The following is a 16,784-nucleotide window of genomic DNA, read 5'->3' on the forward strand; positions in this document are numbered from 1 at the left end:
GGCTGCGCCATCATGGAGACGACGCGGGACGACGAAGGAGCGACGCATGGTTCACGAGCGTGCCGGACAGCAGGCCAGGCCCACCGACCTGGTGGACGTGGCCCGGCTGGTGACCTCGTACTACACGCTCACCCCCGACCTGGCCGACCCCGGGCAGCGGGTCGCCTTCGGCACCTCGGGACACCGCGGCTCCTCCCTGAACACCGCCTTCAACGAGGCCCACATCGCCGCGACCAGCCAGGCCGTCTGCGACTACCGGGCCCGGCAGGGCACCACCGGGCCGCTGTACCTCGGCATCGACCCGCACGCCCTGTCCGAGCCGGCCCAGGCCACCGCGCTGGAGGTGCTGGCCGCCAACGGCGTCACCGTGCTGATCGACAGCAACGACGGCTACACCCCCACCCCCGCCGTCTCGCACGCCATCGTCGCCCACAACCGGGGCCGGACCGCCGACCTCGCCGACGGCATCGTGGTCACCCCCTCGCACAACCCGCCCGGCGACGGCGGCTTCAAGTACAACGCCCCGCACGGCGGCCCCGCCGACTCGACCGCGACCTCCTGGATCCAGGACCGCGCCAATGAGCTGATCGAGAAGGGCATGGCGGACGTCCGCCGGATCCCCTACTCCCGCGCGCTGGCCGCCGACACCACCCGGCGCTTCGACTTCCTCGGCTCCTACGTCGCCGACCTGCCCTCGGTGCTCGACCTGGACGCGGTCCGCTCGGCCGGGGTCAGGATCGGCGCGGACCCGCTGGGCGGCGCCTCCGTCGCCTACTGGGGCCGGATCGCCGAGCAGCACCGGCTGGACCTGACCGTGGTCAACCCCAGCACCGACCCCACCTGGCGGTTCATGACCCTGGACTGGGACGGCAAGATCCGGATGGACTGCTCCTCGCCCTACGCCATGGCCTCGCTGATCGAGCAGCGCGCCGCGTACCAGGTCGCCACCGGCAACGACGCCGACGCCGACCGGCACGGCATCGTCACCCCGGACGCCGGGCTGATGAACCCCAACCACTACCTGGCCGTGGCCATCTCCTACCTCTACGCCCACCGGGACGGCTGGGCGCAGGACGCGGGGATCGGCAAGACCCTGGTCTCCTCCTCGATGATCGACCGGGTCGCCGCCGACCTGGGCCGGAAACTGGTGGAGGTTCCGGTCGGCTTCAAGTGGTTCGTCGACGGCCTGGTGGACGGCAGCATCGGCTTCGGCGGCGAGGAGTCCGCCGGGGCGTCCTTCCTGCGCCGCGACGGCAGCACCTGGAGCACCGACAAGGACGGCATCCTGCTGGCGCTGCTCGCCTCCGAGATCATCGCGGTGACCGGCCGCAGCCCGTCCGAGCACTACGCGGACCTCACCGGCCGTTTCGGCGCCCCCGCCTACGCCAGGGTCGACGCCCCGGCCACCCGCGACCAGAAGGCCGCCCTGGCCGCGCTGTCGCCCGAGCAGGTCACCGCCGACGAGCTGGCCGGCGAGCCGATCACCGCGGTGCTGACCCGGGCCCCGGGCAATGACGCGGCCATCGGCGGCCTGAAGGTCTGCACCGACAGCGCCTGGTTCGCGGCCCGCCCGTCCGGCACCGAGGACGTCTACAAGATCTACGCCGAAAGCTTCCAGGGCGAGGCCCACCTGGCCCGCGTCCAGGAGGAGGCCCGCACCCTGGTCACCACCGTCCTCGGCTGAGCCCGGGCCGGGCGGGCGGTCCGGGCAGGCAGGGGCGCTCAGCCGTTGCCCTCGCCGGACATCAGGCGGCGGTGGAGCTCGGTGGTCATCGCGTGGATGGCGCGGGTCAGCTCGGTGTTGGTCTTGAGCTCCAGCTCCTGCTCGACGAAGTCGTGGTCGGCCTTGGCCTGCTGGAACGCGGCCTGGCGGTTCTGGCCGATCATGACGAAGGTGGAGAGGAAGATCGCCTCCAGCGAGACCACCAGGGTCAGCGTCGGCCAGGGGCTGCCCTCGACCAGCAGCATCCAGACCGCGAAGCCCACCGCGTGGATGTAGACGAAGAGCATCGAGCCGGCGAACTTGGTGATCCAGTCGGCGATCCGCACCTGCAGGTCGGTGGCCTGTCGGTTGAGGTGGGCGTCCACCACGGGGTGGTGCAGGGGCTGAGGCTGGGCGTGGTGGTGCTGCTGCTCGGTCATGGGCGCGCCTTCCCGGCGGGTCAGGGTCTGTCGTCTGTCGGGCGGGTCCGGCCGGTCAGGGGCGAAGGGTGCCCGACGCAGCATCATCCCTGATCGGCGCGGCCGGCGCGGGCCCGTTCGGCCGACCGCTGTCACGGCCCCGCAGCAGTGAGGCCAGGGCGGCGACCACGGCCATCGCCGCGGCGGCGATGAAGACCACGGTGAGGCCCTGGTGCAGCGGTCCCGAGATGAGGTGCGGGAAGAACTCGGTGCCGGTCAGGGTCGCGGCGTTGTGGGCCGGCAGGGTCTGCAGCACGCCGGAGGGGGCCAGCAGATGGCCGACCGGGTTCTGCCCGAGGAAGGCCGCGAACAGCGTGGACACCGGCGGCAGATGGGCCACCGAACCGGCCACCCCGGCCGGCACGCCCTGGGCCTGCAGCCCCGAGCTCAGCGTCTGCGGCAGATTGCGGGCCAGACCGGTCACCATCAGCGAGAAGAAGATGCCGATCGACAGCGACATCCCGGAGTTCTGGAAAGTCGCCCGCATCCCGGACGCCGCGCCCCGCCGCTCGGGCGGCACGCTGCCCATGATGGCGGAGGTGTTGGGCGCGGAGAACATGCCCTGGCCGATGCCGTTGGCGAAGACGATCACCGCGAACACCGGGTAGGAGAAGTCGACCGGGAGGAAGAGCAGCCCCACGAACGAACCGGCCATCAGCAGCAGCCCGCCGGTGGCGAAGGCCCTGGCCCCGAAGCGGTCGGACAGGTACCCGCTGATCGGTCCGGACACCAGGAACCCGGCGGTCAGCGGGATCAGCGCGATCCCGGCCCACAGCGGGGTGTCCTCGTAGGCGTAGCCGTGCAGCGGCAGCCAGACCCCCTGCAGCCAGATGATCAGCATGAACTGCAGCCCGCCCCGGGCGATCGCGGTGAGCAGCGCGGCCGCGTTCCCGGCCGCGAAGGCCCGGATCTTGAAGAGGCCCAGGTGGAACATGGGTTCGGCGACCCGGGTCTCGACGATCCCGAAGACGATCAGCAGCAGCACCCCGGCCCCCAGCGCCCCGAGCACCGTGGGGTTGGTCCAGCCGGTGGGGTGGCCGCCGTAGGGCTGGATGCCGTAGGTGATCCCGGCGAGCAGCGCCAGCGCGCCGAAGGTGAAGGTGAGGTTGCCGGCCCAGTCGATGCCGGCCGGACGGCTGGCGCCGAGTTCGCGCAGGCTGCGGTAGGACCAGATGGTGCCGACCACCCCGATTGGCACATTGATCCAGAACACCGCCCGCCAGTCGACGGTGGCCAGCACCCCGCCCGCGATCAGACCGAGGAACTGCCCGGAGAGTCCGGCGATCTGATTGACGCCCAGCGCCATCCCGCGCTGCTCGGCGGGGAAGGCGTCGGTGAGGATGGCGGCGGAGTTGGCCATCAGCATCGCGCCGCCGACGGCCTGCAGGATCCGGAAGCCGATCAGCCAGAGCGCGCCGCCGGCGCCGTGCATCGGGTCCAGCGACAGCGCCAGCGAGGTGATGCTGAAGACGGCGAAGCCCAGGTTGTAGATCTTCACCCGGCCGTAGATGTCACCCAGTCGCCCGAGGGCGACCACCAGCACGGCGGTGACCAGCAGATATCCCATGATCAGCCAGAGCAGATAGCTGATGTTCCCCGGGGCCAGCGGGTCGAGGCCGATGCCCCGGAAGATGGCCGGCATGGCGATGATCACGATGGAGGCGTCCAGCGTGGCCATGAAGACGCCGAGCGTGGTGTTCGACAGAGCCACCCACTTGTAGCGCGGGCTGGGGGGCGACTGCTGCGAGGACTGCTTGGCTATGGCACGCACGCCGCCATCCTAAGAACCTTAGTTGGCATAAGCAATAGTGTCCGAGCGGACCCCACCCGGTCGGACCCGGCCCCTACCATGGGCCACGCGCCGAACGCCGAACCGGGGGACCGATGAGCACCGCACCGTACGATCCGCAGCACCCTCGTCCCGGTCGCCACAGCCGTGAGCTGCTGCAGAAAGCCGCCGATCTCCGCACCCGGGCCAGGAGCCTGCTGGCCGACCATGAGCAGGCCCGCAGCGCCGTCGAGCAGGCGGTGCGGCCGGTGCGGGACGCCCTGGTCGGCGCCGCGCTGGATGCCATGCCGGTGGCCGAGCTGGCCAGGACCACCAGCGGGCAGCTCCGGGTGGCCGCGCTGGAGCAGGCCGGCCTCGGCACCGTCGGCGCGGTGCTCCGCACGCCGCCGGAGACCCTGCGCAGGCTGCCCGGGGTCAGCCGGCTCAGCGCGGACCAGGCCCTGGCCGCCGCCCAGCAGTTGGCCGAGGCCGCGGACCACGCCATCAGCGTCACCCTGGACGTCGACCGCCAGGACGCCCCGTCCACCGCGCTGGTGCTGGCCCTGAACCGGCTGGTGGTCGCCGGATCCGAGGTGGACCGGGCCAGGGAGGCCGCCACCCGGCTGGACCGCGCGATCACCCCGCTGCTCGCCGAGGCCGCCCCAGCCCGCTCCCGGCTGCGGCACACCCTCTCCGGCCGGGGACGGCGCGCGTCCGCGCTGCCCGCCGTCGCCGCGCTGCACACCCTGCTGGCCGAGGCCGCGGCGGACGAACTGCCGCTGCTGCTCAGCCAGGCCGGGGTGGACCTGCTGCGCCCGGCCCCCTCGGCGGCCGAGGCCTGGATCGACTTCGAGCTGCGCGCCGCCGACCACTACAGCGTGCTGGACCGGGTCGGCGGCCCGGACCCCGACCCGGAGGCGTCCACCGGGCACCTCCCGGCCGAACTGGTCGGCCGGATCAGCGCCCAGGAGCTGGACCGGTCCCAGCTGCGGGTCTCGCTGCGCGGCTACCAGGCCTTCGGCGCCCGCTTCGCGCTGGCCCGGCGCCGGGTGATCCTCGGCGACGAGATGGGCCTCGGCAAGACCGTCCAGGCCATCGCCGCCATGGCCCACCTCAGCGCCACGGGCGGAACGCACTTCCTGGTGGTCTGTCCGACCGGGGTGATCGTCAACTGGATGCGCGAACTGGAGCGCCGCAGCGTCCTGCCCGCCGTCCGGGTGTACGGGGACGGCCGCCAGGACGCGCTGCGGGCCTGGCGGCAGCACGGCGGCGTCGCCGTCACCAGCTACGGCATGCTGCGCTCGCTGCCCGAACCGGCCGAGGTGGCGGCGCTGGCGATGCTGGTGGTGGACGAGGCCCACTTCGTCAAGAACCCGAAGACCCAGCGGTCCCAGCTGGTGGCCGGCTGGGTCGGCCGGGCCGAGCGGGTGCTCTTCCTCACCGGCACCGCGATGGAGAACCGGGTGGATGAATTCACCTCCCTGGTGGCCCAGTTGGGCACACCGCCGGAGCTGCTCGACACCCTCCGCGCGGCGGCCCGCGCCGACGACTTCCGCAAGGCGGTCGCCGCCGTCTATCTGCGCCGCAACCAGCAGGACGTCCTGGCCGAACTCCCGGGCACGGTACGGACGGACGAGTGGGCCGAGTTCTCCGCCGACGACCTCGCCGCCTACCGGTCCGCCGTCGCCTCCCGAAACTTCATGGCGATGCGTCGGGCCGCCTACCAGCACCCGGAGCAGTCAGCCAAGTTGTCACGACTGCGCGAGCTGGTGTCGGAGGCGGCGGCCGACGGGCTCAAGGTCATTGTCTTCTCCTGCTTCCGCGAGGTGCTGACCGCGGTCGACACGGCGCTGCGCGACCATGACGCCCCGGTCTTCGGCCCGCTGGACGGAAGCACCCCTGCGCTCGACCGGCAGCGACTGGTGGACGACTTCAGCGCGGTGCCGGGACACGCGGTGATGGTCAGTCAGATCCAGGTCGGCGGAGTCGGATTGAACATCCAGGCAGCCTCGGTGGTGATTCTCTGCGAGCCGCAGACCAAGCCGTCGTTGGAGAGCCAGGCGGTGGGCCGGGTCCATCGGATGGGCCAGGTGCGGCGGGTACGGGTGCACCGGCTGCTGGCGGCGGACAGCATGGACCAGCGGCTGGTGGAACTGCTGCACCGCAAGGAGCAGGCCTTCGACGCCTACGCCCGCCGCAGCGAGCTGGCCGAGACCGACCCCGGGGCGCTGGACATCTCCGAGGAGTCGCTGGCCCGGGAGTTGGTCGAGGACGAGCTGCTCAGACTGGCCGCCACCGCGTGAAGCCGGGGGCTCCTCCTCTCGGAGGAACCCCCGGCCGTCATGCGCGCACTGCTACGTGCTCACCGGCTACGGGTTCACCGTGATCGTGAACGTCGAGGTGGTGTTCTCGATGTTGATGAAGTTGTTGCTCTCGGTCAGGTGGTTGAACACCGCCGTTCCGACCGCCGGACCCTGTCCTGCCTCGGGCAGCTGGTTGGCCCAGATGCCGTAGCCGGACTTGGCGTTGTAGGCGTCACCGCTCTGCTGCGCGCCGGTGATGGACACATCGGTGAAGATGGTGTCGGTGACCGGGTTCTGAGCGGTGCTGCCGACGTAGTCGGTCTGGAACATGATGCCGGAGTAGGTCGGATCGGTGATGTCCACGCTGTTGACCCGGATGCCCCGGAACGGCTGCGTGGCCGAGAAGACCCAGATGGCGGGGAAGACCTGCCCGCTCCAGAAGTGCCCGCCGTCACGGACCAGCGAGACGTTCTGGATCGTGGTGGGCAGCGTCCCGAAGCCCTGGAAGGGGTAGCCGAAGTTCAGCGAGCTGATGGTGATGCCCGCATACGTCAACGTGTCGGCCACGTACAGGTTCTGCATTGATGTTGTTCTCGCCGCCGTAGACGGCGATGCCTGCCGCCCGCCACGGGGTGACCGCGGTCAGGTTCTGGAAGGTGTTGTTGGTCAGGTCGGAGGAGTTGTGGTCCTGGGCGGCGAACAGCGCGAAGCTGTCGTCACCGGTGGACCGCGCCTCGTCATTGCTGACCAGGTTTGCCCGAGCTGCCGTTGGTGAGGTTGATGCCGTCCGCGTAGGTGTCACGGATGCGCATGTTGGTGGCGGTCAGGCCGGTGACATGGGTGCCCCAGATGGCCACGACCGTGTGCTCGACCCAGATGTTGTCGATCGTCAGGTTGGACACGTCGGTGAGGTCGAAGACCTTGCCGGGGCCGTCGATGCGGGAGGTGTAGTTCCCGAAGAAGGCGAACCCGCTGAAGGTCGAACCGTTGGCGCTGGCCTGCACCGAGAATCCGGCGTCGGTGTTGGCCTGGGTCTGGTCGGTGCTGAACTGGGTGTACCAGGGTCCGGCGCCGACGACCTTGATGGCCTTCTGGCCGACCTGGAACTTGCCGGTGGTCTGGTACTGCCCGGCGGGCAGGTAGACGCCGGTGTAGGTGCTGGAGTTGGCGACGGTGGTCAGGGCGTTCTGCACGTCCTGCTGCGCGAAGCCGGCCGGCACCAGGTACTTGGTCGGGTCCGGGTTGGCGATCGGGGCGACCTGCTCGGTGTTGATGTAGTCGATCGCGTACTGCGAGGTGTTGGCCGCGTCCTTCTGCAGCCGGATCACACTGTTCGCCGGCACCGGGGTGTTCAGGACGAAGCTGGCCTCGTCGTAGATGTGACGCGGTCCAGCGGCGCTCGGGTCGTTACCGGGGCCGGTCTCGGCACCGTAGAGCCAGGCGAACTTGGAGTTCAGGGTGATGGTCTGGGCGAAGGTGCCGTTGACGTAGACGTCCAGGGTGGCCGTTGGTGCCGCCACCGCCCGGAGCGTCCGGGATGGAGAAGCGGGTGACCAGGGTGTTGGTCGGGTCAGTGGTGTTCCACTGGACATACGCGCCGGTGGAGTTCAGCGTGACCGCCTTGCGGCCGGAGGCCTCACCGGCCAGGTCGCCGATGGTGCGGTTCGGCCCGACGACCGCTGCGCCGCCGCCGATCATGCCGTCCTCGGCCTCGTAGGCGTCGTAGGGCATGTTCGCCCCGCGACCGACGAAGAACGAGGTGTCGGAGGTGTTGTTGCCCTGCTTGATCGGCAGTTCATTGGCGTCCACGGCCACCTGGGTGTGCAGGGTGTACTTGCCGTTGGCCGCGGTCCAGGAGCCCAGCGCGACCGGGCTGCTGGAGGCACCAGCGGCCAGGCTGCCGGAGTAGCTGCCGGTCAGGGTCTTGACCACACTGTTGTTGCTGTCGAGCAGGGTGAGGGTGATCGCGTGCGCGCCACTGGCGGTGGCCACCGTGCCCTGGTTCTTCAGCGTGACGTTGAAGTTGACGGTGTTGCCCGCGGCCGGGGTGCTCGGGGACCAGGTGACCGCTGAGGGCACCAGGTCCGAGCTCTGCACCGGGGTCACGACCAGATTCGTCGGGTTGGTGTAGGAGTTGTTGGCGTCATTGAGTTCGACGACGGTGTTGGCCTCGTCGACCTTGGCGGTCAGCGCGTAGCTGCCTGCGCTCTGGGTGCCGATGCTGGCGCTGACGGTGCTGCTGGCACCGGCGGCCAGGGCGCCCACGGCGGCCGTGCCGACCTTGGTGGTGCCCAGGTAGAAGTTGACGTTGGTGGCGCCCGAGGCCGCGGTGCCGGTGTTCTTGACCGTGGCCGAGGTGGTGATCGCGTCGGTCTCGATCGGGGCGGTGGGGGTCCAGGAGGAGGCGGTGACGGTCAGGTCGGGGTTGGGGGCGGGGATGCCGATGACCTGGAACTCGGCGGCCTGGCCGCCGGGGGCCCCGGTGTTGCTGGTGATCGACAGCTCCACGTCGGACACCCGTGCGGTCACCGGGATGGTGACGGTGTTGCCGGTGGCCGGGTTGAAGGTGTAGGCCTGCGCGGCCGAGATGCTGGTGAAGCCGGTCGCGCTCTGCTCACGGCCCAGCACCTGGATGGTCTGGGTACGGGTGCCCCAGGAGGCGTCCGGGTTGAGCTTGACCACCACCGAGGAGACATCCGCGTTGGCGCCCAGCTGCACGGTGAGCTGCGAGGGGTAGGAAGCCCCTCGAAGTAGGTGGTCACGTCGTTGTCGTTGGCGTTGGTGGCGACGAAGGTGAAGGTGGCCGGGGTGCCGGTGATCGTCTTGCCGATCGCCAGGTTCGTCCCCGTGCCCCCGCCGGTGCCGGTGCGGGTGACGGTGTTGCTCGCGGCGGACTGGTTCCCGGCCGCGTCATGCGCCTTGACGTAGTACGAGACGGTGGCCGTGTCCGGCTGCGAGTCGGTGTAGGTCAGCGCGGTCACCGTGGTGGCGAGGGCGCCGTTGCGGTAGACGTCGTAGCCGGTGACGCCCACGTTGTCGGTCGACGCGGTCCAGGTCAGGGCGATCTGGCCGGAGGCGGGCGAGGTGTAGGCCAGGTTGCCCGGTGCGGTCGGCGGGGTGGTGTCCACCGGGGCGGTGCCGGTACGGGTCACGGTGTTGCTGTTGCCGGACTGGTTGCCCGCCGCGTCGTGCGCCCGCACGTAGTAGGAGACGGTGGCGGTGTCGGGCTGGGCGTCGGTGTAGGTCAGCCCGGTCACCGTGGTGGCGAGTACGCCGTTGCGGTACAGGTCGTAGCCGGTCACGCCGGTGTTGTCGGTCGAGGCGTTCCAGGTCAGCTTGATCTGACCGGAGGCGGGCGAGGTGTACGCAAGCCCGGTCGGCGCGGTCGGCGGAGTGACATCGCCGCTGGTGGGCCCGTAGACCTCGAACTCGGAGATCTGGCCGGCCGGCCAGCCGGTGTTCGCGGTGATCAGCAGCCGCAGATAGCGGGTGGTGGCGGTGGGGACGGTGATGGTGACGGTGTTGCCGGTGGACGGGTTGAAGGTGTAGCCCGCCGAAGCGACCAGGCTGGAGAAGTTGCTGTTGTCGGTGCTGCCCTGGACCGTCAGTGTCTCGGTCCTGGTCGCCCAGGAGGTGTCCGCCGGGAGCTTCAGCACGACCTGGTTGACGCTCACCGACGCGCCGAGGTCGACCTGCAGCCACTGCGGGAAGGCGCTGTTGCTGCTCTCCCAGTAGGTGGACTGGTTGCCGTCATTGGCGTTGCTCGCGGTATAGCTCTGACTGACCCCGCTGGAGCTCATGGTCTTGCCGAGCGCCAGGTTGGCGGACGTGCCTCCGCCGGTCGCCCCGTAGAGCTCCAGTTCGGACAGCTGCGCCGCGGCCCAGCCGGTGTTGGCGGTGATGTTGATCCGCAGGTAACGAGTGCTGGTGGCACCGAAGTTGATGGTCACCGTGTTGCTGCTGTTGGGGTCGAAGGTGTACCCCGTCGAGGCCACGATGGTGGAGAAGGTCGATCCGTCGGTGCTGCCCTGCACGGACAGGGTCTCGGTCCGCGCTCCCCAGCCGGTCGGGAGCTTCAGCACCGCCTGGTTGACGGAGGTGGCCGAGCCCAGGTCGATCTGCGCCCACTGCGGGAACGCCCCTGAACTCTCCCAGTACGACGCCTGGTTGCCGTCGTTGAGGTTCCCGGTGACGTACTGCCCGTTGGTACTGCTCGCGGTGGCCGTCTTGCCCAGGGCGAGGTTGGTGCCGGCAGCGGCTGCCGGGAGCATGTTGAACACGGGGAGCATGGCGACGAGCATCCCGACCAGCGCCAGGACGGCCGTCCTGAGGCTGCGGGTTCTCGCTCGGTCATGACTGGTACTGCGCGGACTGCTGCTTGTGAGCATCCTCTTCCTCTGCTTCTGCTTCTGTTGGGGGCGCGCCGGGTCGCTGGAGTGACCGGGTGGGTGGGGGCGCGCGGCAGTGTGCAGCTGAAGGGGACATCACGTGCCTCTCCGGGGTGGCGGAGCGAGCCGTAAATTGCAGATCCAATCCTGTCGATTACCGACAGGATGATAGATATTTGCAGCTACCGGGCAGGAAGTTACAGAGCTGCCATGGCGACGTCAATGGATTGCGCAGACTTGGCTGCAGCCGCAATCCCGGTCATTGGCGACCTTGCAGGCCAAGGGAAGTGATGCCAAGTCAGGCAGTTGCGTGCTTCGCATGCGGATGTGCCAGCAGCACGTCGTCAAGTTGCTGACGGCTGGTGCGGCCCTGGGTTCTTCCTGGGATCTTCCTGGGTTCCAGCTGGGCTCTAGCGGCGGGACCACTGGGCGGGCCGGGCGCCGGGCAGCGCGAACCGGGGGTTCGCCTCGGCCTTGCCGAGGACCAGGTCGGCAGTGAGCCGCCCGATCAGCGGGGCGTACTTGCCGCCGTGTCCGGAGCAGGGCGAGACGATCACCAGCGAGCCGGCCCGGTCCAGGACGAAGTCCCCGCTGGGGGTGCTGGTCCGCAGGCTGGTCGCCGCCGCGAAGGGCTCCAGGTCCAGCCCCGGCAGCCGCTGCCGCACATAGTCGCTGACGGCCTGGCGCGAGGCCGGGTCCACCGCGCCGCTCCTGGTGCAGGCGGTGGTGACCCGGCCGTCGTCCAGCAGGCTGAGCTTGAACGCGCCGAGGACGCCGTCGGTGCCGCCGTCCGCCCCGGAGGGCAGGCCCATCACCTGGGGACCGCCCCGGCGGCTCGGCCCGCTCGGGCCTGCCTGGCCTCCCTGGTGGACGAATACCGGCCAGCCGGGGCGGGGGCCGGACTGCTCGCGCCGTCGGAAGTGGAACACCTGCTGCTGGGTCACCGTCAGCGGCGGCAGCCGCACGGCGAGCCCCAGCTCGGGCAGCCAGGCCCCGGCGGCGACCACCACCTGCTCGGCCCGGATCGGCGATCCGTCCAGGCCGGGGCCGCGCAGCAGGAGCTGCCCGGAGGGCAGTCGCTCGAGTCCGGAGACCCGGACCCCGGTGCGCAGCTCCGCGCCGTGGGCGACGGCCAGGCCCACGCAGGCCGCGACGGTGGCGTCCGGATCCAGCCAGCCCGCGTCGGGGTGGTGCAGCACCGGGCCCTGGTCGAAGCACAGCTGGGGCCAGCGCTCGGCCGCCGCCTCGGCCGCCAGCAGCTCGTGCGGCACCCCGGCCGCGGCCAGCCGGGCCGCCAGCCGGACCGGATCCCGGCGGGCGCCGAAGTCCAGCGCCCCGGTCCGGTGCCTGAGCCGGGTTCCGGCCTCCGCCTCCAGCTCCTGCCAGCAGGCCTCGGCCTGCCCGGAGAGCTCCACATAGAGGGGGTCGGCGCTGCTGCGGGCATAGACCTGCGAGCTGCCGTGCGAGCTGCCCTGCCGGTGGCCGGGACGGTAGGCCTCGACCAGCACGGTGGACACCCCGCGCCGCGCCAGCTCCCAGGCCGTGGCCGCGCCGGCCAGGCCGGCCCCGATGACGGCGACCTGGTACGGGTCGGTGGAGTCATGGGTGGTCATGGCACCCCCACAGTGCAGCGGCCTTACCGGAGCGGTGTCTGAACGACTGTCAGCCCCCAGTACAGCCCTGCCGTGTTGCCGCCAGGTTTCCAACAGCAGCACGCCCCGCTACACGCCCCCACCGCACGCCGTGCGCCCGCGCCCACACGCCCGGGCCGGAGGCCTACCGCGGGCGGATCCAGGGCACCGTCCGCTGTCGCCGCATCAGCAGCCACTCCGCCCGGCTCTTGGCCGGCTCCGCCGACCGCGAACGGGACTCGTAGGGGTCGTAGTGGATCCGCTGCGGCGGAACCCCGAGCAGCGCCTCCAACTGGACCCGGACCGCGTCCACCATCGCGGCCGGTCCGCTGACAAAGGTCTCCGGCCATTCGTCCGGTGCTGTCAGCCGACGCAACTGCGAACCGTAGCGCGTGAGTTCACGCAACAACGCGGCCCCGGACGACTCCGCCTCGCCGGCCCGCGGCGGCTCCTCGATGATCAGTTCCAGCTGCAGTCCGTCCCCGACCAGCCGCTCCAGCGCCGTGACGTCGTAGACCGCCTCCTCGCTGGTGGCGGTGAGCAGCAGCCGCAGCCGGTACGGCACCGCCGCCGATCCCGCCGCCTCCACCAGGGCCTTGGTCGGCGCCCAGCCGGTGCCGCCGGCGATCAGCAGCAGCCCCGGCGCGCGGTCGGCGGGCAGCCGCATCGTGCCGAGCGCGGGGCCGAGCCGGATCGCGCCGCCCTTGCCCACCTGCTCCACCAGCACCGTGCTGAGCAGCCCGCCCGGCACCCGGCGGACATGGAAGTCGAGGGTCCCGTCCGCGCGCGGCGCGTTGGCGACCGAGTACGGCCGCCAGACCTGCGGCAGTTCGGGGACGGTCAGCGTCGCGTACTGGCCGGGGACGAAGGGGTACGGCTGCCGGGGGCGCACGGTCAGCACGGCCAGGTCCGCGCCGTGCCGCTCGTGCTGGACCACCTCGCCGTCCCAGGAGGAGGGCACCGACGCGGGCACCTCGGCCGCCGCGGCGATCATGACCTCGGAGATGATCCCGTACGCCGCCACCCAGGAGGCCTCGATCTCGGGGGTCCAGGCGGCCCCGCAGAAGTACTTCAGGGTGGCGACCAGGCTCGCGCCGACGGCGGGGTAGTGCTCGGGCAGGGTGCCGAACTTGCGGTGGTCGAAGCCCAGGTCGCGCAGGTACGCCACCAGCGTGTCGGTGTCCGCCACATGCGTGGCGGCCGTGGTCAGGGCGGCGAAGAGGCGGTCGCGCTGCTCCTCCATCCGGGCCGGGAACATCTCCCGGACGCCCGGGTTGTGGTGGAACAGGTGGGAGTAGAAGTACCTGGACAGCTGCTCGGCGCGGCGTTCCACGACCGAGAAGCTCCAGGTGATGAGGGCGGGGTCGACCGATCCTGGTGCAGGCATTCCGGTCCTCGGACTCCGTGGTCAGTTCATGGCCTGGCAGTAGAGACGGCTAGAGGATAGCGAACCGTTGATCGTGAGTCGCGATCACGCACGAATCCTCTACACACCCGGTTCCCTGCACCGGATTCCGAACATTCTTGTTCGCTCAGTCCACCGTTGCACAACCGTCACTGAAGCCAAAAGCCGCAGCCACGTACATAACCACCAGTCTTGTTAGGAAGGGTTCTTGACAGTTCCCCCAATGCCCGCGACCCTTACCCAACATCACTTAGTAAAACTCCCTAACTAACACTCGGCCACGGAGCGAAAGGCAAAAACCCTCATGTTGAGAGGCACTTCGAAGAAGAGAGCAAGGGCGCTCGGCGTGACCGTCGTCGTCGCGTCCGCGCTGCTCGTCAGCGCCTGCGGTTCCGGCGGGTCCAGCAAGAGCAACCGACAAGGCGACCGGGGGCAAGCGCGGCGGGTGCTGACCATCGCGAACGTCCAGGGCGGCCTGTGGACCTGCTCGTTCAACCCGTTCAACAACTCGTCGAACTTCCTGTCGGCCGGCACGGTCTACGAGCCGCTGATGTTCGTCAACGCGCTGCAGAACGACAAGACCACTCCGTGGCTGGCCACCAAGTACGCCTGGAGCAACAACAACAAGACCGTGACCTTCACCATCAGGAAGGGGGTGAAGTGGAGTGACGGCCAGCCGATGACGGCCGACGACGTGCTCTACACCTTCAACCTGCTGAAGACGAACCCGGCGCTCGACCTCAACGCCATCTGGGCGGTCCTCTCCTCGGTCAAGAAGGTCGGCGACGACCAGATCGCGGTCAACTTCAACTCGCCCGCGCTGCCGTACTTCTACTACATCGCGGACCAGGTCCCGATCGTCCCGCAGCACGTCTGGTCCACCGTCAAGGACCCGGTCTCCTACAAGGACGACAAGCCCGTCGGCACCGGCGCGTACGTGATCAACCCCTGCACGCCGCAGAACATCACCTACACGGCCAACCCGACGTACTGGCAGCCGGGCCTGCCAAGGTCACCACGGTCAAGTACCCCGCGTACACCAGCAACGACCCGGCCAACAACCAGCTCGCCACCGGCCAGGCGCAGTGGGGGAGCCAGTTCATCCCCAACATCGACAAGTTCTACACCCAGCGCAGCAAGGACAACCACACCTGGTCGCCGCCGACCACCCAGGTCTCGCTGTTCCTCAACGAGAAGGTGGCGCCGCTCGACAACCCGGTGGTCCGCAAGGCCCTCGCCTATGCGACGGACCGTCAGAAGGCCTGCACCATCGGCGAGGGCGGCCAGGAGCCCCCCGGCCACCAGCTCGGTGTCATCCCCGAGACCTACCCCCAGTGGGTGGACCCCTCGGTCAAGGCGTCCGACGACTACAGCTACAACCCGCAGAAGGCCGACCAGCTGCTGGAAGGCATCGGCGCCAAGAAGGGCCCGGACGGCATCTATGTGCTGAACGGCAAGAAGCTCAGCTTCTCCGTGGTCAACCAGGGCGACTACGGCGACTGGGTGGCCACCCTGCAGGTCGTCGCGCAGGGCATGAAGGCGGCCGGCATCGGCCTGACCATCGACAACCTGAGCTCCGACGCCTATGACAACAAGCTGTTCAACGGCACCTACGAGATCGGCTACTACGGCGAGACCGGCGGCCCGACCCCGTACTACGAGCTGCGCCAGTGGCTGTACTCCAAGAACAGCGCCCCGATCGGCAAGCCCGCCGCGACCAACTTCGAGCGGTACAGCAACCCGGCCGCCGACCTGCTGTTCGACCAGTACGCCGCGACCTCGGACCCGGCCACCCAGAAGAACATCATCGGCCAGATCGAGAAGCTGATGATCGACGACGTCCCGGTGATCCCGGTGACCGAGTCGGTGGCCTGGTACCAGTACAACACCTCCAAGTTCAGCGGCTGGCCGACCAAGGCCGACCCCTACGCCCTGCCCGCGGCCTTCAACTTCCCCGACATCGGCCAGGTGCTGCTGCACCTCCAGCCCAAGTAGGCAGCCCCGCGGCAACCGCACCGACCGCACCGCCAAGCACAGCTACACGGACAGCTACAAAGAGAAGAGAGGTCCACAGGGTGAGATTTCTGATCCGCCGCCTGGGGTTCTTCGTGCTCACCCTGTGGGCCGCACTGACCATCAACTTCGCCATCCCGCACCTGCTGCCCGGCTCGCCGGTCACCGCGATGATGGCGCGCTACCACGGACACCTCACCGGCAAGTCGCTGGAGGCGGTCGAGACCGCCCTCGGCATCAACACCCACGCCAGCCTGCTGTCGCAGTACTTCACCTACCTGGGGAACTGCGCCACGCTCAACTTCGGCACCTCGGTGCAGGAGTTCCCGGCCTCGGTGACCAGCATCGTCGGCGCGGCGATCCCCTGGACGCTGGGCCTGGTCGGGGTCACCACCGTGTTCGCGTTCATCCTCGGGACCGGCATCGGCGCGCTCGCCGCCTGGAAGCGCGGAAGCAAGCTGGACAGCATCCTGCCGCCGCTGTTCGTGGTCGGCACCGGGCTCCCGTACTTCTGGGTGGCCATCGTCCTGATCATGGTGTTCGCCGACATCAACCCCTGGCTGCCGTCCGCCTTCGGCAGTGACAGCAGCTATGTCCAGGGCTGGAACAGCGACTTCATCGGCTCGGTGCTGCAGCACGCGATCCTGCCGGCCATCTCGATCCTGGTCACCTCGATCGGCGTCTGGGTGCTGACCATGCGCAACACCATGGTCACCACCCTCGCCGAGGACTACATCAGGATGGCCAGGGCCAAGGGCCTGTCCGGGCGCCGGATCATGATCGACTACGCCGCCCGCAACTCGATCCTGCCGAACCTCACCGGGTTCGCCATGTCGCTCGGCTTCGTGGTCAGCGGCGCCGTCCTGGTCGAGTACGTCTTCGACTACCCCGGGGTCGGCTTCCAGCTGGTCCAGGCGGTCAACAACGAGGACTTCCCGGTCATGCAGTGCCTGTTCCTGGTGATCACGGTGGCCGTGCTGGTGTCGGTGCTGCTCGCCGACATCGCGACCGCCCTGCTCGACCCCCGAACCCGGAACGCCCGGTAAGCAGCCCGCGAGGGCCCTCCAGCAGGGCCTTCCGGCAGAGCGCGAGGTA

At 69.7% G+C, this 16,784-nt stretch carries 7 protein-coding genes and 2 pseudogenes; 4 read left to right on the forward strand and 5 right to left on the reverse strand.

Annotation, left to right across the window (positions count from 1 at the left end; all coding sequences use genetic code 11):
- Positions 1 to 46 precede the first annotated feature (46 nt).
- On the forward strand, positions 47 to 1,684 hold the full coding sequence (gene pgm, locus ACXKR8_RS40095; protein ID WP_458269430.1) for a phosphoglucomutase (alpha-D-glucose-1,6-bisphosphate-dependent): 1,638 nt from the start codon (positions 47 to 49) through the stop codon (positions 1,682 to 1,684).
- Positions 1,685 to 1,722: 38 nt separating this feature from the next.
- Here pgm and ACXKR8_RS40100 read toward each other — a convergent pair whose 3' ends face one another.
- A complete protein-coding gene (locus ACXKR8_RS40100; RefSeq protein WP_458269431.1) occupies positions 1,723 to 2,142 on the reverse strand; it encodes a DUF1003 domain-containing protein in 420 nt (139 codons plus the stop codon).
- Between the two features lie 55 nt (positions 2,143 to 2,197).
- The gene (locus tag ACXKR8_RS40105) at positions 2,198 to 3,952 is read right to left on the reverse strand and encodes an MFS transporter (RefSeq protein ID WP_458269432.1); all 1,755 of its coding nucleotides are present in this window, start codon (positions 3,950 to 3,952) and stop codon (positions 2,198 to 2,200) included.
- 113 nt (positions 3,953 to 4,065) lie between these two features.
- Here ACXKR8_RS40105 and ACXKR8_RS40110 point away from each other — a divergent pair, with 113 nt between their 5' ends.
- On the forward strand, positions 4,066 to 6,252 hold the full coding sequence (locus ACXKR8_RS40110; RefSeq protein WP_458269433.1) for a DEAD/DEAH box helicase: 2,187 nt from the start codon (positions 4,066 to 4,068) through the stop codon (positions 6,250 to 6,252).
- A gap of 66 nt (positions 6,253 to 6,318) precedes the next feature.
- On the opposite strand, the pseudogene ACXKR8_RS40115 reads toward ACXKR8_RS40110, so the two are convergent.
- From ACXKR8_RS40115 to ACXKR8_RS40125, 3 genes and pseudogenes are all read right to left on the reverse strand, one after another.
- Positions 6,319 to 10,553 (reverse strand): annotated as a pseudogene (locus ACXKR8_RS40115) (galactose-binding domain-containing protein).
- 497 nt (positions 10,554 to 11,050) lie between these two features.
- On the reverse strand, positions 11,051 to 12,253 hold the full coding sequence (locus ACXKR8_RS40120; protein ID WP_458269435.1) for an FAD-dependent oxidoreductase: 1,203 nt from the start codon (positions 12,251 to 12,253) through the stop codon (positions 11,051 to 11,053).
- A gap of 163 nt (positions 12,254 to 12,416) precedes the next feature.
- Complete coding sequence (locus tag ACXKR8_RS40125; protein ID WP_458269436.1) at positions 12,417 to 13,658, reverse strand: globin domain-containing protein; 1,242 nt, start codon at positions 13,656 to 13,658, stop codon at positions 12,417 to 12,419.
- A 568-nt stretch (positions 13,659 to 14,226) separates the two neighbouring features.
- Here ACXKR8_RS40125 and ACXKR8_RS40130 point away from each other — a divergent pair.
- Together ACXKR8_RS40130 and ACXKR8_RS40135 are read left to right on the forward strand one after the other, a co-directional pair.
- Positions 14,227 to 15,671 (forward strand): annotated as a pseudogene (locus tag ACXKR8_RS40130) (ABC transporter substrate-binding protein).
- An 80-nt stretch (positions 15,672 to 15,751) separates the two neighbouring features.
- A complete protein-coding gene (locus ACXKR8_RS40135) occupies positions 15,752 to 16,735 on the forward strand; it encodes an ABC transporter permease (protein WP_458269438.1) in 984 nt (327 codons plus the stop codon).
- Positions 16,736 to 16,784 lie beyond the last annotated feature (49 nt).

It is taken from the genome of Streptacidiphilus sp. PAMC 29251 (genome assembly GCF_054208735.2).